The 16,443-nt window shown below is 61.5% G+C and carries 15 protein-coding genes and 1 tRNA gene; 5 read left to right on the plus strand and 11 right to left on the minus strand.

Features of this window, described 5'->3' with window-relative positions:
* Positions 1–15 precede the first annotated feature (15 nt).
* The 3 genes from ACN19L_RS11505 to hemW all read right to left on the minus strand — a co-directional run bounded on the left by ACN19L_RS11505 (position 16) and on the right by hemW (position 2,556).
* Complete coding sequence (locus tag ACN19L_RS11505; RefSeq protein WP_426489655.1) at positions 16–660, minus strand: alpha/beta fold hydrolase; 645 nt, start codon at positions 658–660, stop codon at positions 16–18.
* A gap of 111 nt (positions 661–771) precedes the next feature.
* Positions 772–1,257: a hypothetical protein gene (locus ACN19L_RS11510; RefSeq protein ID WP_226271721.1), complete on the minus strand. Its 486-nt coding sequence runs from the start codon at positions 1,255–1,257 to the stop codon at positions 772–774.
* Positions 1,258–1,419: 162 nt separating this feature from the next.
* Positions 1,420–2,556 carry a radical SAM family heme chaperone HemW gene (hemW, locus tag ACN19L_RS11515; protein ID WP_426489656.1) on the minus strand — a complete coding sequence of 379 codons (1,137 nt, stop codon included), beginning with the start codon at positions 2,554–2,556 and terminating at the stop codon, positions 1,420–1,422.
* Positions 2,557–2,665: 109 nt separating this feature from the next.
* Between hemW and ACN19L_RS11520 the strand changes: the two genes are divergently transcribed.
* A complete protein-coding gene (locus tag ACN19L_RS11520) occupies positions 2,666–4,534 on the plus strand; it encodes a BamA/TamA family outer membrane protein (RefSeq protein WP_426489657.1) in 1,869 nt (622 codons plus the stop codon).
* 145 nt (positions 4,535–4,679) lie between these two features.
* Here the strand turns inward: ACN19L_RS11520 and ACN19L_RS11525 are convergent, their stop codons facing one another.
* Positions 4,680–5,834 (minus strand): alpha/beta hydrolase, encoded by a 1,155-nt coding sequence (locus ACN19L_RS11525; RefSeq protein WP_426489658.1) that lies wholly within the window; start codon positions 5,832–5,834, stop codon positions 4,680–4,682.
* Between the two features lie 231 nt (positions 5,835–6,065).
* Here ACN19L_RS11525 and ACN19L_RS11530 point away from each other — a divergent pair.
* Positions 6,066–6,138, plus strand: a tRNA-Met gene (locus ACN19L_RS11530).
* Between the two features lie 200 nt (positions 6,139–6,338).
* Here ACN19L_RS11530 and ACN19L_RS11535 read toward each other — a convergent pair.
* A complete protein-coding gene (locus ACN19L_RS11535; RefSeq protein ID WP_426489659.1) occupies positions 6,339–6,821 on the minus strand; it encodes a GAF domain-containing protein in 483 nt (160 codons plus the stop codon).
* A gap of 347 nt (positions 6,822–7,168) precedes the next feature.
* Here ACN19L_RS11535 and ACN19L_RS11540 point away from each other — a divergent pair, with 347 nt between their 5' ends.
* Positions 7,169–7,714 carry a dihydrofolate reductase family protein gene (locus ACN19L_RS11540; protein WP_426489660.1) on the plus strand — a complete coding sequence of 182 codons (546 nt, stop codon included), beginning with the start codon at positions 7,169–7,171 and terminating at the stop codon, positions 7,712–7,714.
* 117 nt (positions 7,715–7,831) lie between these two features.
* Here ACN19L_RS11540 and ACN19L_RS11545 read toward each other — a convergent pair whose 3' ends face one another.
* The 4 genes from ACN19L_RS11545 to ACN19L_RS11560 all read right to left on the minus strand — a co-directional run bounded on the left by ACN19L_RS11545 (position 7,832) and on the right by ACN19L_RS11560 (position 12,406).
* Positions 7,832–8,512, minus strand: coding sequence for a phosphatidylserine decarboxylase family protein (locus ACN19L_RS11545; protein WP_426489661.1), 681 nt, complete (start codon positions 8,510–8,512; stop codon positions 7,832–7,834).
* Between the two features lie 244 nt (positions 8,513–8,756).
* Positions 8,757–10,046 (minus strand): Glu/Leu/Phe/Val family dehydrogenase, encoded by a 1,290-nt coding sequence (locus ACN19L_RS11550; RefSeq protein WP_426489662.1) that lies wholly within the window; start codon positions 10,044–10,046, stop codon positions 8,757–8,759.
* 323 nt (positions 10,047–10,369) lie between these two features.
* Complete coding sequence (locus ACN19L_RS11555) at positions 10,370–11,332, minus strand: phosphatidate cytidylyltransferase (RefSeq protein ID WP_426489663.1); 963 nt, start codon at positions 11,330–11,332, stop codon at positions 10,370–10,372.
* Between the two features lie 48 nt (positions 11,333–11,380).
* Positions 11,381–12,406 carry a CPBP family intramembrane glutamic endopeptidase gene (locus tag ACN19L_RS11560; RefSeq protein ID WP_426489664.1) on the minus strand — a complete coding sequence of 342 codons (1,026 nt, stop codon included), beginning with the start codon at positions 12,404–12,406 and terminating at the stop codon, positions 11,381–11,383.
* Between the two features lie 152 nt (positions 12,407–12,558).
* On the opposite strand from ACN19L_RS11560, the gene dusB reads away from it, so the two are divergent.
* Complete coding sequence (gene dusB / locus ACN19L_RS11565; protein ID WP_426489665.1) at positions 12,559–13,548, plus strand: tRNA dihydrouridine synthase DusB; 990 nt, start codon at positions 12,559–12,561, stop codon at positions 13,546–13,548.
* A 163-nt stretch (positions 13,549–13,711) separates the two neighbouring features.
* Positions 13,712–14,674: a DMT family transporter gene (locus tag ACN19L_RS11570; protein WP_426489666.1), complete on the plus strand. Its 963-nt coding sequence runs from the start codon at positions 13,712–13,714 to the stop codon at positions 14,672–14,674.
* Between the two features lie 47 nt (positions 14,675–14,721).
* Here ACN19L_RS11570 and ACN19L_RS11575 read toward each other — a convergent pair whose 3' ends face one another.
* Both ACN19L_RS11575 and ACN19L_RS11580 read right to left on the minus strand, forming a co-directional pair.
* Complete coding sequence (locus tag ACN19L_RS11575) at positions 14,722–15,684, minus strand: lipid A-modifier LpxR family protein (RefSeq protein WP_426489667.1); 963 nt, start codon at positions 15,682–15,684, stop codon at positions 14,722–14,724.
* Between the two features lie 160 nt (positions 15,685–15,844).
* Positions 15,845–16,420 (minus strand): transposase, encoded by a 576-nt coding sequence (locus ACN19L_RS11580; protein WP_426489668.1) that lies wholly within the window; start codon positions 16,418–16,420, stop codon positions 15,845–15,847.
* Between the last annotated feature and the right edge of the window lie 23 nt (positions 16,421–16,443).

Raw genomic sequence — 16,443 nt, forward strand, 5'->3', positions numbered from 1 at the left:
GAGGATGATGGGCATTTAGACTTCCGCCGCCAGCTTGTTCAAAATGCGGCTGATTTCCTTGGCGTGGCTGTATACCATGAAGTGGCCACCACCGGGGATGAGATACTCCACGGGTGTGGGGCCGGGCGGAAATACCCGGTCGTGGGTGCCCAGAATCTGGATACTGCGGCCCACGTGGGTGCTGTCCCAGTGCAGGAGGCTGGCCACGGCCCAACGGGTGTAGCGCGGCTCCATATCCCGCAGAATCTGCTTGAACATCCGGTACTCCGCTCCATTCTGCACCCCGAAATACCACTGCCCCGCCCGCGGAAACAGCTTCAGCCACTGGGGCGGAAACACCCGGTAAAGCCCCGAGGCCCGCACCAGCTTCAGCAGCGGCGGCAGACAGCTGGCATCCGGAATGCTGCTGATGAGCACCGTGCGCAGCCCCGGCCGCAGCCGGCTGATTTCCAGCGCCACCACGCCCCCAAACGACACGCCTACCAGCAGCCCCGTGGCGTCCGCCGGAATATCGGCGGCCATGCGGGCCGCGTAGTGCGGCAAGGATTCATCGGGCTCCGGCGTGAGCCAGGGCAGCAGGCAGGTTTCGCCGCGCAGCAACGGCTGCAGCCGCTGAAACACCCGCTCATCGGCTCCCAGGCCGGGAATGAGGTAGAACATAGCTGGTTGAGAGTTGAATGATGAGTTATGAGAGTTGAGTTCCGGGCTATTACTGCCGCTGCTACAGTACAATCAGTTCATAACTCAACTCTCATAATTCATCCTTTTCTCTCACGGCTCAATGCGCAGGAACACGTCTTCGAGGTAGAAGATATTATGGGGCTGGCCCGATTCGTACTCCTCCTCGCTCTCAGCGTTCATACTGATATCGAAGCTGTCTTCTTCCTCGCCTTCCTCTTCTTCATCCTCAAACAAGTCGGCGGGATAGGTGCAGGACAGCTTCAGGGCCACGTTGGGCAGGGGCACGGGCGGGTCGGCCTCCGTATTGTACTGCAGCAGGCAGGGCCACTCCTGCACGGTGGCCAGGGCATCGGCTACGTCTTCCTGAAGGGCTTCGGCCCGGCTGCCGGCCAGGCGCAGCAGCAAATCCAGCTGCTGGAACGGCAGGCCCAGGTGGAAAAAATGCGGTTCCTGATCAAAGTACGTGGTAGCCCAAATCGTTACGTCGTCGGAGTTGTCGAATACAATGGCCGTAATCTGTACCTGCTCAATAAAGAAATCGGTATCATCGGCCAGGGCGTCAATTAATCGTCTCATTTTCATGCTGCTGGCAACTTAACCGGTAGGGTACCCGGCGGCGGTAGCCCGCGCTACTGCTGAGCGGGCGGCCGGTTGGCTGTTTCAAAGAAAAAAGAAAAGCCGACAATGGCTACTATTTCCCGATGCGGGCGGCCCGAAACGCAAACACACAGAGGCGTGCTAGCCCTGAAACAGCTCCAATGTAATGTGGTCGGCCAGCAGCTTGCCGGCATCAGTCAGGCGCAGATACTCATCCGCGTCGAGATGAGCCAGGCCGGTTTGCTCAAGCTCCCGCAGGTAAGCGCCCTTCTCGCCCCGCAGGTCTACGCCCAGCTCAGTGCGCAGGCGGACCAGGTTGCAGCCCTGGGCGGTGCGCAGGCTGGTCATCAGGTACTCGTTGGCCTGGTCGCGGGGCGAAAGGTACTCCACGGTGGCCGGCACGGTGCCCTGCTCTAGCACCGCCGCCACGTACTGGTGGTTGTGGGCCACGGTGTACTGCCGGCTGCTACCATTGAAGGAATGGGCGCTGGGCCCCAGCCCCAGATAGGGCACCCCGCGCCAGTACGCCGAGTTGTGCCGCGATTCGCGGCCGGGCTGGCAGAAGTTGCTGATTTCGTACTGCTGGTAACCGTGGCGGCCCATTTCCTGCAGCAACAGCTCAAACTGCCGGGCCACAAACTCCTCCGGTGCGGCCCAGAACTTTCCTTTCTGCAGCTGGCGGCCAAACACCGTGTCGGGCTCAATGGTGAGGGCGTAGCAGCTCAGGTGGGGCACCTGCAGGGCAAAGGCCTGGGCCATATCCTGCTCCCAGATGCCGTGGTCGGGGGCGGGTACGCCATAAATCAAATCCACCGAAATATTCTCAAACCCGGCATCCTGGGCCCGCCGTACGCCCGCCGTGGATTCCTCCGCCGAGTGGGCCCGGTTCATCATCCGCAGGTGGGGCTCGTGGAAGCTCTGCAGCCCGATGCTGAGCCGGTTGATGGGCGAGGCGGCCAGTTCCCGCACCTTGGCGTCAGTGAGGTCGTCGGGATTGGCTTCCAGCGTGATTTCCGCGTCGGATGCTACCCGGAAGTGCCGGTGTACCGCCGTGAGCAGAGTATCCAGCTCCGTGGCCGTCAGCAAGGAAGGCGTGCCGCCCCCGAAGTAAATGGTGTTGAGCGTGGTATCGGCGGGCAGATAGCTCCGGCGCAGCTCCAGCTCCCGCACCATGGCCTCCGTAAGCCGGCTTTTCAGCCCCAGCGAGGTGCTGAAGTGAAAGTCGCAGTAGTGGCAGGCTTGCTTGCAGAAGGGAATATGTAGGTACAGGCCGGCCATGCGGTGTAGAACTGGCTGCCGCCGCCGAAAGTTCGGTAAACCGGTGAGCGGAAGCAGGAAAGGGTACTTTTGGGAAATTAAACGCGCTGTTTCGCGTTTAGCCCTGCAAATGTACGCCCGCGCCCTTGTTTTCTGGTGGTTACTGCTGCTGAGCCCGTGGCTGAGCGGTGCCGTTTACGCCCAGGGTACTACCCCACTCAATCCGGCGGCACCGCCCGTTTCGGCCGTGCCCGCCGCGGCGCCACCGCCCGACTCCACCCGCAAAACCCCGCTGGCTCCACTACGGCCGGTGCGCCCCGTTACCCTGCGCTTGCTGCTGGAAACTGCCGACCAGCCTGTGCTGCGGCCTTACCGGTACCGCACCACGTTGCCCGATTCCTTGGCCGCGTTGCGGGAAGTGCGCAATTTGGTACTGGCCCTTCAAAACGATGCCTACCTCACGGCTTCGGCCGATGAAGTGCAGTGGCACCACGATACGCTGCAGGTGCGCCTGTACGTGGGCGAGCAATTCCGCTGGGCGCAGGTGCGCAACGGCAACCTCGGCGACGGCCTGCTCACCCGGGCCGGCTTCCGCGACAAACTGTTCCGGCAGCAGCCGCTACGCCCGCAGGAGTGGGCCCGCCTCCAGGAAAACATCCTGCACGAAGCCGAAAACCAGGGCTACCCCTTCGCTACGCTCCGCCTCGATTCGGTGGGGCTCACCGAGCAGGGCATTACCGGCCGGGTAGTGCTGCAGCGCGGCCCGCTGGTAGTGTTTGATTCCATCCAGATTCTGGGCAAGACCAAAACCCGCGCCCGGTTTCTCACCGATTACCTGCAGCTGGAGCCCGACCAGCCTTTCAGCCAGCAGCGCATTCAGGAAGCCGCCCGCCGCCTGCGCCAACTGCCCTACCTGCAGCTCAAGGCCGAGCCGGAAGTGCGCTTTGCCCGCGGCCGGGCCCGGGTATATTTTTTGCTCGAGGACCGCACGGCCAATCAGTTCGACGCCATTGTGGGCGTGCTGCCCAATCCCTCGCCCACTGTAGGCCAAAAACGCGTGCAGATTACCGGCGACATTACCCTGAACCTGCGCAACCTCAACGGGGGCGGTAAGGGTGTAGGGCTGCAGTGGCGGAAGCTGGATGCCAATTCCCAGTTGCTCGATGCCCAATACGTGCACCCCGCCTTTTTCGGGACGCCCCTGGAGCTGAGCGGCTCCTTCAATCTGCTCAAGCAGGATACCCTGTTCCTGAATACCCGGCCGCGGCTACAGGTTGCCTACCCCACGGCCCTGGCCGGGCGGCTGGCCGTATTTGCCGAGTGGCGTAACTCCCGCCTGATTTATTCCTCCCTCGATAAGGCCACGACGCTACCGGAAAACGTTGATTCCCGCTACGCTTCCTACGGCCTCAACTATACCTGGAACACCCTCGACGACCCGTACTTTCCGCGGCGGGGGCTGCTGGTAAGCGGGCAGGGAGCCGTGGGCACTAAGCGTATCAGCAAAAACGCCGATTTGCCGGAAAGCTTCTACGAAGGCGTGCCGCTGAGTACCCGGCAAATCACGCTGGGGCTGCGGGCCGAGTATTACCTGCGGGTAGGCCGCCAGGGCGTACTGCTGACGCGGCTGCGGGGTGAGGCGCTCATTAACAACCGCCTGTTCCTCAACGACCTGTTCCGGCTGGGCGGCCTGGCCACGCTGCGGGGCTTCAACGAGCTGAATTTCTACGCCAGCCAGTACGCCGTGGGCACCGCCGAGTTCCGGCAGTTCACTGGATCCGATGCCTACGTGTTCCTCTTCGCCGACCAGGCCTACCTGCGCCGCGCCCTCCCCAACGACCCGTATCCGCAGGATTCGCCCACTGGCCTGGGGGCGGGGCTGAGTTTCCGCACCGGCGCGGGGCAGTTTCAGTTTGTGTACGCGCTGGGCCGCAGCCAGCAGCAGCGGCTCTCACTCAGCGCCGGCAAAATCCACTTCGGCATCACCAGCCGATTCTAACTGTCAGAGCTCAGAACAAAGAGGTTAAAACCAAGAAGTGGGGTTCCACTCTGCGCCCTAGGTGGGACAACGGAGCGGAAGCCGCACTTCCTGATTCTAACCTCTTTGTTCTAAGCGCTCAGTTTTATACTCTGAATCTCAGGCTCTACTTCATCAGGGCGTTTTTCAGCTCGCCAGCGGCTAGGTCCTGGGCCTCGGTGGCCTGGGGCACTAGCGGCGCCATCCCGAAGAACTCGTGCGTTACACCGTCGAAGTTCTGGTACTTGGTGGCTACGCCGGCTGCTTTCAGCTTATCGGCCAGCATTTGGCCGTCGCTCATCAGCGGATCCAAGCTAGCGGTAATAACCGTTGTGGGCGGCAGGCCCTTCAGGTTGGCATTCACCAGCGAAATCATGGGGTTCTTGCCATCGGCGGAACTGCGCAGGTATTTATCAAAGAACCACGCCATCATGGGCTTGTTGAGCGGCTTGGCCTGGGCATTCTTCTGGTACGACGGCGTGTTCATGTCGTAGCCGGCAATGGGGTACACTAGCACTTCGTGCTTGGGCATCATCACCTTTTTGTCGCGGGCCATCATGCTCACGCTGGCCGCCAGGTTGCCGCCGGCGCTTTCACCCACCACGGCCACGTTTTGCGGGTCGCCTTTGAAAGATGCGGCGTTGCGCAGCACCCACTGATAAGCCGCAAACGAATCGTTGTGCGCCGTCGGGAATTTGTGCTCCGGTGCCTGCCGGTAGGCCACCGATACAAAAATGGCCCCGGTTTTCTCCACCAGCCCGCGCACCGAGGCGTCATACGTATCGAGGTTGGCAATTACCCAGCCGCCGCCGTGGTAATATACCACCACGGGCAGCGTGCCGGTAGCATTTTTGGGCGTGTAGATGCGCACTTTCACGCCGGGCATCACCATGCGGCTCATGGTATCAGCCGTTACCGGGGGCATAGGCATATTATTTTGCTGCATCAGCTTCATCACGGCATCGGCCGGGGTGGGCTGTTGCCGGGCTTCCTGCGCCGATAGGGTCTCAATGGGCTTGCCGCCCAGGCCGACCAAAGTTTCAATTACGGCCTGCATTTCGGGCTTGATGCCGGTAGCCCAGGCCGGAGCCGGCCCGGTGGGTTTCACGGGCGTGGGGCCAGCCGGCGCATCGGGTGCGGGCGTAGCAGTAGCTGTGGTATCCGTGGCAGTACTGGTAGAGGCCGACTCGTTGGTTTGAGCAGTGTTACAGGAAGCCAAGGCTAAGCCGGCCAGTACCAACGGCGTGCTCCACTTCGAGAGCGTAGTAGTGAGGGAGTTCATGGAGGTGCAGGTTGAGGGAAGAATTGAACTGAATATTTACTGCTTCCCCTTACGGAACTGCCCGGCTTATAGCGTAGGAAGAGCATAATCCTATACATCAACCCTAGTTTCCGCCGTAAGCCAGCTATTTTACCAATCTGAATATCAATCAATAATAAAATATTCTTGTATTTTTGCACCCCCAAATGCTGCGTTTGTCAAAAAGGCTTGTACATTTGTATTACCAAACAGTGCGGGGTGGAGCAGTTGGTAGCTCGTTGGGCTCATAACCCAAAGGTCACTGGTTCGAGTCCAGTCCCCGCTACCTCGAAAAAGGCCCGGTAACTTTTATAGTTACCGGGCCTTTGTGTTTCTACCTTTTTTCAGGCAGGATGCGGCCCCTACTGAACTGGTCTTTACCGGAAGACAGGCAGATACGAATACCAGCCGAGCGTTTCTCGGCGTACCCAGGGCCGGATACGCTACTCACAAACCAGCAACTTACCCGGCCCCGGCAACCGTTTGCTAAAACCAGGAAGCTACCAGCGGCATCAATTGCTCCAGGGCCTGCTGGTCGGCTTCGTCAAAATCATTGAGCTGGTCACTGTCCACGTCCAGCACGGCTACTACCGCGCCGTCTTTCAGCACCGGCACCACAATTTCCGATTTCGACTCCGAGCTGCAGGCAATGTGGCCCGGGAACTGCTCTACATCGGGCACCAGCAGCGTGGCGGCTTGTGCCCAGCTGCTGCCGCATACACCCTTGCCGCGCCGGATGCGCGTGCAGGCAATCGGGCCCTGAAACGGGCCCAGCACCAGCTCGTCCTGCTTTACCAGGTAAAAACCCACCCAGAAAAACCCGAATGCCTGGCGCAGAGCGGCTACGGTATTGGCCAGGTTGGCTATTAAATCCGGTTCGCCGGTGGTCAGGGCCTCAATCTGGGGCCAGAGCTGACGGTACTGTTCGGCTTTGCTGAGGGTGGTATCGAGGTGAAGTTCTTCGGCCATGAGACAAGGTGAATTACGGGCTGCAGGCAGAATAACTGCCCACCGGCAACAAGGTTGGTGCCGACTACCAGTGTAAAGGTACGGCAGCCCCCGCTACTGTGGCAGGTTCCCGTTTACCCGCTGGCATTAGAGCTTTGCCAGGCAGAAAGATGTTGTATTTTACGGCTGCATCTACTGGCTACTGTTCAAGCAGTTACCCACTCCCTGCCCTTTCGTTTGTCGTTTCCTGATTTCGGTGACCGTCCGGTACCGGCCAGGGTCCCGTACGTAAGGTTTTGCCGGGTAGCGCCCGGTGGCTGTTCGCTCTGTTCTTTCCTGCCTCACAACCATTCCCACCCAATTCCCCCATGCGTAAAGTTGTTCTCTACATTGCCACCAGCCTCGACGGATACATTGCCTCGCCCGATGGCTCGGTGGAATGGCTGCCTACGCCCCCGCCCGGCGAAGATTACGGGTACGCCGACTTCCTGGCCACTGCCGATGCCACCCTGCTGGGCCGCGCCACCTACGAGCAGATTACCACTTTCGGCGAGTGGCCCTACCCCACCCTCACCAACTACGTGTTCACCCGCCGTCCGCCCTACGAGGCCGCCCATCCTTCGGTGCAGTTCATCACCGATGACCCCACGCGCTTCGTGCGCGAGCTGCGCCAGCAGCCCGGCGGCACCATCTGGCTGATTGGGGGCAGCACCCTGGCTTCGCCTTTGCTGGCGGCGGGTTTGGTGGATGAGCTGATGCTGTTTGTGGTGCCCCGGGTACTGGGGGCCGGCATTCCGCTCTGGCGCCACCAAGACCACGCCCAACCCCTGCACCTGCTGCGCAACCAGGCCTGGCCCGACGGCATGATGCTGCTGCACTACCGGTTATCAGAAGCAACGGAAACAGCGAGCTAACGGCGAAATACTCCCTAGCCAACAACGGCCGCCCCGGATATCCGGAGCGGCCGTTGTGCTTTCACTGCAGAATCAGAACGAATCTGTGTAATCAGCTCACGCTGTGTATATCCGTGCTTAGAAAAGACTGGGCGTAGTGGTTTTCAGTTGAGCAATAACCGTCTGGCCACCTTTTACCTTCTCACCAATCTGCACCTTTACCTCCGTGTCCACGGGCACGAAGATATCCACCCGGGAGCCGAATTTGATGAAGCCGAACTCCTCGCCCTGGCTTACTTCGTCGCCTTCGTTCACGTACCACACAATGCGGCGGGCCATGGCCCCGGCAATCTGCCGGAACAGCACGAACGGGCCGGCTTCCGACTCCACTACTACCGTAGTCCGCTCGTTTTTGGTGCTGCTTTTGGGGTGCCAGGCCACCAGGTAGTTGCCGGGGTGGTACTTGAAGTAGCGCACGATGCCCGAAATGGGGTTGCGGGTAATGTGCACGTTAATCGGCGACATGAAGATGCTGATCTGCTTGCGCTCATCGTCGAAGTATTCCGGCTCGTGCACGTTCTCAATCACCACCACTTTACCATCGGCCGGGGCAATTACTAGGTCTTCGTGGGTGAAGAGGCGGCGGGCCGGGCTGCGGAAGAACTGCAGCAGCGTGAGGAACACGATGACGGAAATACCGGCAAATACCTTGTTGAACCCGTCGTTTTCGGCGTTGTAGCGGAACAGCAGCAGGTTCACGGCCAGCAGGGCCAGCAGGGTAAAGAACAGAATTCGTCGTCCTTCTTTGTGGATCTTCATGTATCGCAGATTTGCGCTGATTACGTTGATTTCGCTGATTCAGACGACTTTCTGAGAATAAAAGTGCTAGCCTGCCCCGCGCTTACCCAACTGCCCCATCGGGGGCAGCGGACATAAAGATAGCCCGAGCCACCGGCCCGGGCTATCCAGAAGCAAATATAAGGAGGAGTTAGGAGACGGAATACAGGAGTCAGCGGCAAACGCTGATACTTTCTCCTGCCCTTTCCGTTACCGGCTCATCGTACTAGAAGCCACCACGGAACTTGTAGGTCTGGGCTACTTTATCAATGGCTACCACGTAGGCGGCAATGCGCATCGGGATGTTGTATTTCTGGCTGGTGGCGTACACTTTCTCGAAGGCATCGGTCATGATGCGGTCGGCGCGCTCGGTTACCATTTCCTCGCTCCACTTGAAGCCCTGGCGGTTCTGCACCCACTCGAAGTACGATACCGTTACCCCGCCCGAGTTGGCCAGGATATCGGGCACCACCATAATGCCCTTCTCGTTGATGATGGGGTCGGCGGAGGCCGAGGTGGGGCCGTTGGCACCCTCCACAATCAGCTTGGCTTTGATATCGTGGGCGTTGTGCTCAGTGATGACGTCCTCCACGGCGGCGGGCACCAGCAGGTCTACGTCGGCGGTCAGCAGGTCGTCGGCATTGTCCATCAGGGTAGCGCCGGTGAAACCATCAAGGCGGCCGCTGTGGGCGTTTTTATAGGCTACGGCCTCATCAATGTTGATGCCGTTCTCGTTCCAGTACGCGCCCGATACGTCGGATACGCACTTGATTTTCACGCCCTGTTCGCTCAGCAGCTTGGCAGCCCAGGAGCCCACGTTGCCAAAGCCCTGCACGGCGGCCGAGGCTTGGGTGGGGTCCATGCCCAGCTTTTTCATGGCGGCCAAAGCCGATACCATGACACCACGGCCGGTGGCCTCGGTACGGCCCAGGGAGCCACCCATTACCAGCGGCTTACCGGTTACCACGGCGGGCGAGGTAGCACCCACGGTTTTGCTGAATTCGTCCATCAGCCAGGCCATTTCGCGGGGGCCGGTGCCCATGTCGGGGGCCGGAATGTCCCGGTCGGGGCCGAATACGTCCTTCATGGCCAGGGTGTAGCCCCGGGTGAGGCGCTCAATTTCGCCGGCGCTCATCTTGGTTGGCTCGCAGATGATACCGCCTTTGGCACCGCCGTAGGGGATATCCACCACGGCGCACTTCCAGGTCATCCAGGCGGCCAGGGCCTTCACCTCGTCGAGGTGCACGTTCTTATCGTAGCGGATACCGCCTTTGCTGGGGCCCAGGATGGTGTTGTGCACCACGCGGTAACCTTCAAACACGCGCACTTTGCCGTTGTCCATCGTCACGGGAATGTGCACGATAACCTGCTTATCAGGGGCTTTCAGTACGTCGTAGGTTTCTTCATCAAGGCCGAGGATTTCGGTGGCCACGTTGAAGCGCGACATCATTGATTCCAGCGGATTCTCGGCATCCACGCGGGGAGCCGGTTCTTTGTACACCGTGGTGGCAGCCATACGGAGGTGGGGTTGGGGTGGGTTGAGGAAATGAACGCCCCGGCGGAAATGGTGGGCAAGTCGGCCGGAAGCGGGAATTTTGGGTGGTCAAAGGTAAGCGGTTTACTGCATACGCGGCACGGCCGTTGCGTTGGGCCGGTTGGCGGCCAGCGGCGGCATTAGCCGCGTAGCAAACTCCGTGCGAAATGCCGGTGAGTTTGGCAGTTTATTATTCAGTTTCTGCTATTCTTTGCAACACAGGCACCGGTTTGCTGCCATAAAAAAATCGGGCGACTTCCCGCCGGAAGTCGCCCGATAGTCAGCAGGTTACCCATTGCGGTAGCCTACCCGAACAGTAGCTGCAGCAGCGCCAGTACCGGCAGAATAAATAGGAAGGCATCGAACCGGTCGAGCAAACCACCGTGGCCGGGCATGATGCGGCCGGAGTCCTTCACGCCCACGCTGCGCTTGAGCATGGACTCGGCCAAATCACCCAGCGGCCCGAACACGGCCACCGCGCCCGCCGCCACCAGCCGGTACGTGAGCGAGAGTTCCGGCAGCAAATAGCCCAGAGCCCAGCCCACTACCAGCGTCAGCACGAAGCCGCCAACAGCGCCTTCCCAGGTTTTACCGGGCGAGATTTTGGGGGCCAGCTTGTGCTTACCGAAGGTTTTGCCGGCCGCGTAAGCACCCGTATCGGAGGCCCACACCAGCAGCAGCAGCGCGAAGATGCGGCGGTAGTCGTAGCCGGTTTCGGTGAAGGCCACTACGCTCAATAAGCTCATGGGCAGACTCACGTACAGCAAACCTAGTAGGGCCACGCCCACATTAGAGAAGGGGGAAAGCTCTTGGTTTTCGCGGGGCCACGCCATCATTTCCCGCAGGATGAGGATGACGGGCAGTAGTAGCCCTACTGCATATAAGACACCTTGAGCCACAGGAAGCATGTTAAACCACGAAGTTGCTTGCTCCATTGGATAAATGGTGCCTTGCCGCATAACTCCGGCATAGTGGTAGACTCCGTTCAGGTAATGAATGGCACCGAAAAGGCTTATACTCAGTCCTCCACCCAACAATGCCGCCGGCTTGTACCCGGCGTGCCGCATCATGCGGTAAAACTCCCAGAGCATACGCATCTGCACGGCCCCGAAGAACAGGGCAAACGTCCAGGCGCTGTACCACACGCTGCCCAGCAGCAGGGCAGCCCCAATCAGCCCGAAAATGATGCGCTGGGCCAGGTTGGACATGCCGGGCTTATTGGCGGGCGGTTCGGTGGTAGCGGGCGTGGGGGCGGGAGAGGTAGTCAACGGAGAAGTAGCAGAGAGAGGATAGAGAAGGCCAACCGGAACGGGCAGCTAGTTGGCTTTGGTGGCGTCCACACCGTCGTGGCTGAGGGTGCGGGCGGCGGGCGTAGGAGCCTCGGGGCGGCTTACGGCCACGCCGCGGCTGCCCAGGGTGTGCATTTCGGTGGGTAGCTCATCGGGGCGCGGGGCCTGAGTTTGCTGGTAAAGGTACCACAGCCCGGCCGCGCACAGCCCCAACGACAGCAGCACCCAGTACCAGGGCAGGGCCTCAGTGGAATCGGGGTCGAATTCGGTGGCCGTCCACTGCCGCTGTTGCACGTACAGCAGCAGCAGCTGGAAGGCATTCTGGGCGAAGTGAGCCGCCATGGGCACCAGAATGTTGCGGCTCCACTCATACAAGTAGCCCAGTACCAGCCCCAGCACAAACCGCGGCACAAAGCCCTGAAACTGCAGATGAATGGCACTAAAGATGATGGCCGCCAGCCAGACGCCGCCGTGGCGGCCCAGCCACTGCACCAGGTTGCGCTGCAGCACGCCCCGGAAAAACAGCTCCTCGCTCACGGCCGGCACTACGGCCATTACCAGCACGGCCACCCAGAAGCGCAGCGGGGAGGAAAAGTTAGTAAGCGTTTTCAGGATGGCATTGGCCTGGGCCTCCTTGGCCGTGGCCCACTCTGGCAGGTGCCAGCTGGCGTTCCAGGCAATGAGCACCGACATAGCCGGCAGGCTGGCTACTATAATAAGAGCCGCCAGCACGGGCCAGCCCAGCGGCACCGGGCGGCGGGGCATAAAGTAATCGGCTGGTTTGTTGCTGGTAAGAGCCGCCAGGGCCAGCGCCGCGCCGCCCAGCCCGCCCAGCAGCAGTACGCCTTGGCTGAGCATGGATACGCCCCAGCCATTGGGGTAATCGGCCGGGCGCTGGGTTACGTTGCCCATATCCTGCATGCCCACTCCAAACAGCAGGGAGTTGAGCACCATCACCAGGAAGCTGCCCACGCAGAAGGTGGCCAGCAGCAGCAGCAGCAGCAGCCCGATGTTCGTCAACGGGTGCAGCTTACTGGAAACGAAACCTTTCATGGCGTTTTGGTGCTTAGTGCTTGGATTTTAGTGCTTAGCGGCTGGTGAGGCCAACTGTGCGCCGTGGCTGAATGAGCTATGCACTAGGCACTACGCACCGAGCACTAAATCCTATTGTCGTAAATTTGCGCAAAATACTAGAATAGCCTGCCGTGGTACACATCCGCAACATTGCCCTGCCCGATTTCCCACTCTTGCTCGCGCCCATGGAGGACGTGTCGGATCCGCCGTTCCGGGCCGTGTGCAAACAGGGCGGGGCCGATTTGATGTACACCGAGTTTATTTCCTCGGAAGGCCTCATCCGGGCCGCCGCCAAAAGCCGGCAGAAGCTCGACGTGTTCGACTACGAGCGGCCCATCGGTATTCAGCTCTTCGGCTCCGATGTGGAGACGATGGGCGAGTGCGCCCGCATCAGCACCGAAGCCGGACCCGACCTCATCGACATCAACTACGGCTGCCCCGTGAAGCAGGTGGCCTGCCGGGGTGCCGGCGCGGCCCTGCTGCGCGACATCCCGAAGATGGTGGAAATGACGGCCGCCGTGGTGCGCAACACCCATTTGCCCGTGACGGTGAAAACCCGCCTGGGCTGGGACGACTCGACCAAGAACGTGGAGGACGTGGCCGAGCGTCTGCAGGACATTGGCATTGAGGCCCTCACGGTGCACGGCCGCACCCGCGTGCAGATGTACAAGGGCGAGGCCGACTGGGAGCTGATTGGCCGCATCAAGAACAACCCCCGCATCAAAATCCCCATCTTCGGCAACGGCGACATCGACTCGCCCCAGAAGGCCGTGGAGTACAAAAACCGCTACGGCGTGGACGGCGTCATGATTGGCCGCGCGGCCATTGGCTACCCCTGGATTTTCCGGGAGGTGAAGCACTACGCCGCCACCGGCCAGCTGCTGCCCCCGCCCACCGTGGAGGAGCGGGTGCAGGCCTGCCGCATGCACTTCGAGAAAAGCCTGGAGTGGAAAGGGCCCCGGGCCGGGGTGTTTGAGATGCGCCGCCACTACGCCCAGTATTTTCGCGGCTTGGAAGGAGCCCGCCAGTGGCGCACCCGCCTCGTAGACAGCAACGACCCGGCGGAAATTCACGCCATCATGGACGAAATCATTGCCGCCGAGCCGGTGCTGGTGGGGTAGCACTGGCAGGTGTTGCTTTGAGTATTCCAATTGTCATCCTGAGCGGAGCGCAGGACCTTATCACGTTGTTACATCCATCGTTTCAACGTGATAAGGTCCTGCGCTCCGCTCAGGATGACAGTTTTTATCTGTTTGTCCTCTTTTCTCCACCTTTCCCCCACCCATGCCTACCACTACTCCTGCCCCCGCCGTAACGGCTGCTCCCGAAGTACCGCCCGTGGCTTCGCCCCCGCCCCACCGCACGCCGGCTTCGGCCTGGGTGCTGCTGCTGGTGCTGGCCAGCATCTGGGGCACGTCGTTTATTCTGATGAAGAAGGGGCTAGTGGTGTTTTCGGCGCTGGAACTGGGGGCGGCGCGGGTGAGCGTGGCGGCGCTACTGTTGCTACCGTTTGCCTTGCGCCACGTGGGCAAGGTGGAGCGCAGCCGGTTTAAGTGGCTGCTGCTGAGCGGGGTGGTAGGCACCCTCATTCCGGCCTTCCTGTTTGCCTACGCCGAAACCCGGCTGGCCTCGGGGCTGGCGGGCGTGCTCAATGCGCTTACGGCCGTGTTTACGCTGGTGGTGGGCGCGGCCTTTTTCGGGCAACGACTCACGGGGTTGCGGGTGCTGGGCATTGGGCTGGGGCTGCTGGGCACGGTGGTGCTCATGCTGCTGGGCGGCAGCGGCGGCGACGCCACGCCCTCGGGGGAAAGCAACGCCTGGTACGGCCTCTACATCGTGCTGGCCACGCTGGGCTACGGCGTGAGCGTGAACGTCATCAAGCACCACTTCCAGGGCATTCCGGCATTGGCCGTAACGGGGCTGCTCCTGCTATTCATCGGCGGGCCGGCGCTGGCGTTTCTGCTGCTGGGCACGGAGTTCGTGTACAAACTGCAGCACGTGCCGGGGGCCTGGGCGGCCTTCGGCTACATTGCCCTGCTGGCTACCATGAGCACGGCCGTGGCCATGGTGCTGTTCAACAAGCTCATCCAAAGCTCCACGGCCTTGTTTGCTTCCTCCAACACCTACCTGGTGCCCGTGGTGGCGCTGGGCTGGGGCTTGCTCGATGGGGAGAACTTCAACCTCTGGCACCTGCTGGGCATGGTGATTATCTTGGTGAGCGTAGCCATTATTCACAGGGCCAAGTAGAGCGCCGGGCAGACCACCAGTGTCTGCAGTTCCGAAACAGCCACCCCCTAAAAGGCCACCAACACCCCAAACTGCACCCATTTGTGCGTGCGGGCTCCGGTAAATTCCGGGGAAAGCCACACGGCGGAGGCTGTCAGGCGCAGGCCGGCGTAGCCCAGGCCTACGGTGCCGGTACCTTTGGCTACCGCGCGCCGCACGGCCGCGGCGGGCAGGGTGTACGGGTTATCGGAGCGAAATAATCCGCCCTGTAATGTGGCGTTGTAGCCCACGAGGCGGCCTTCCAGCTGAGCTTCGGTGTAGAGCTGCACGCGCCGCTGATTGGGCTGACGGCTCACGCCCAGGTTGCTGAAATACGGCTGAAATAGACCAACCCGCAGCCGCGCTCCGGCTCCGGCGTGGGTGTAGAGCGTGCCCAAGGAGGCGTTGACGTCGCCAATCAGCTCGGCGGCGCGGCCCACGGCCAGTATTTGCTGTTCCAGCCGTGCCTCGTAGCCCAGCACCACATCGTTGCGTATCTGATAGTCCCAGCCCCGGGGCGTGGGCGCGCCCAGCCACCGGTGCAGCGTGGTCTGGAAGCCCTTGGCCCCGGCCGCGGGCCCGATGAACCCCACGTTCAGGGCCGTGGTGAGGCGGAAGCGGCGCACTGGCTGGTTAGCCACCCGAAACAGGCTGGCGTACCAGTACGACGCATACGGCCGGTCACCGACCCGAATAAACGGGTCCTGAATACGCAGGGGGGTAAACCCATCGTAGTGCAGCCGGATGCCGTGGTAGCGGGTGCTGCCCGCCGGCACCGGACCCAGCAGACGGTTTATGGGCGAGTGGCGCAGCGCCGGCAGCACCACGCCCCCGGTCATGCCCTGAGTGAAGTAGTAGTCGGTGCGGAAAAAGGCGTCGTTGGCGAAGGTGTAGAACAGCAGCCGGTCAGGACTGGTTTGGGCGCTATCCGGATGCTGGGCGCGGGCGGCTCCGGCAGTAAACAGGTAAATCAGTAATAGCAAGGCGCGCATTGGCAGGAACACTTTCCGCTACCTACGCACCAATCCTTGGTGCGGCTTTCCAGGCGAGCGTGGAGACGCGTAGTCGCGTCCTGGCGTTGAACGAGTGGGGCCACGCCCGGCAAATAACAGCAGCAATGGCGTGACGCGAATACGCGTTCCTACACCCGGTTTAACCCTGGTCGGGCAGATAGGGCCAGTGGTGAAACCGCTCCGGCAGCCCCAGCCGCTGCGGGTGGGCCAGCAGATACGTTTGCACGCGGGCCAGCTCGGCGGCGTCCAGTAGGGGCAGCTCGTGGAAGCCGGTTTGCCAGAAATCAGCTTCGGGCGGGAGCTGGCCGCGCAGCAGGCGGCGGGCCTGGGCGGCAGTGCGCTGGTGTAGCAGCTCCACGGCTTTCGGCAGCGAGAGGCCGGATCCGGCCGGCAGGTGCAGTACCGCGTGCAGGTGGTTGGGCAGCAGCACAAAGCCCGGCACCCGCAAACCTTGCTCCTCCAGCATCAACAGCTCCCCGGCAACGGTTTCAGCTAGCTTTTCCTTTTCCAGGTACGCCGGGCCCACGGTACGGGCATCCAGCAGGGCATCAAAGTCGGCGAAAAACTGCTTCTCGGCGCGGCGGTGGGCCTCCGGGGAGCGGGCGGCTTGCTGGGTGGCTACACGTTGGGCGTGCAGCTGCCGGCCGGCCCGCGCCGGAACGGAGCCGGCCAGGCGGAGGGTGAGCAGGATGGTTTCGCCTTCGGATGGAAGCATACGGTGTTGGCCCGCAGAGGGCG

It is taken from the genome of Hymenobacter sp. 102, assembly GCF_049949205.1.
GTDB lineage: Bacteria > Bacteroidota > Bacteroidia > Cytophagales > Hymenobacteraceae > Hymenobacter.

What these genes read in the sequence shown, in the direction of transcription:
- ACN19L_RS11550 (WP_426489662.1), bottom strand. Translation starts at nt 10,046, where the DNA reads ATGGCTGCCACCACGGTGTACAAAGAACCGGCTCCCCGCGTGGATGCC.
- ACN19L_RS11525 (WP_426489658.1), bottom strand. Translation starts at nt 5,834, where the DNA reads ATGAACTCCCTCACTACTACGCTCTCGAAGTGGAGCACGCCGTTGGTA.
- ACN19L_RS11560 (WP_426489664.1), bottom strand. Translation starts at nt 12,406, where the DNA reads ATGAAAGGTTTCGTTTCCAGTAAGCTGCACCCGTTGACGAACATCGGG.
- hemW (WP_426489656.1), bottom strand. Translation starts at nt 2,556, where the DNA reads ATGGCCGGCCTGTACCTACATATTCCCTTCTGCAAGCAAGCCTGCCAC.
- ACN19L_RS11580 (WP_426489668.1), bottom strand. Translation starts at nt 16,420, where the DNA reads ATGCTTCCATCCGAAGGCGAAACCATCCTGCTCACCCTCCGCCTGGCC.
- ACN19L_RS11520 (WP_426489657.1), top strand. Translation starts at nt 2,666, where the DNA reads ATGTACGCCCGCGCCCTTGTTTTCTGGTGGTTACTGCTGCTGAGCCCG.
- ACN19L_RS11535 (WP_426489659.1), bottom strand. Translation starts at nt 6,821, where the DNA reads ATGGCCGAAGAACTTCACCTCGATACCACCCTCAGCAAAGCCGAACAG.
- ACN19L_RS11505 (WP_426489655.1), bottom strand. Translation starts at nt 660, where the DNA reads ATGTTCTACCTCATTCCCGGCCTGGGAGCCGATGAGCGGGTGTTTCAG.
- ACN19L_RS11540 (WP_426489660.1), top strand. Translation starts at nt 7,169, where the DNA reads ATGCGTAAAGTTGTTCTCTACATTGCCACCAGCCTCGACGGATACATT.
- ACN19L_RS11575 (WP_426489667.1), bottom strand. Translation starts at nt 15,684, where the DNA reads ATGCGCGCCTTGCTATTACTGATTTACCTGTTTACTGCCGGAGCCGCC.
- ACN19L_RS11545 (WP_426489661.1), bottom strand. Translation starts at nt 8,512, where the DNA reads ATGAAGATCCACAAAGAAGGACGACGAATTCTGTTCTTTACCCTGCTG.
- ACN19L_RS11570 (WP_426489666.1), top strand. Translation starts at nt 13,712, where the DNA reads ATGCCTACCACTACTCCTGCCCCCGCCGTAACGGCTGCTCCCGAAGTA.
- ACN19L_RS11510 (WP_226271721.1), bottom strand. Translation starts at nt 1,257, where the DNA reads ATGAGACGATTAATTGACGCCCTGGCCGATGATACCGATTTCTTTATT.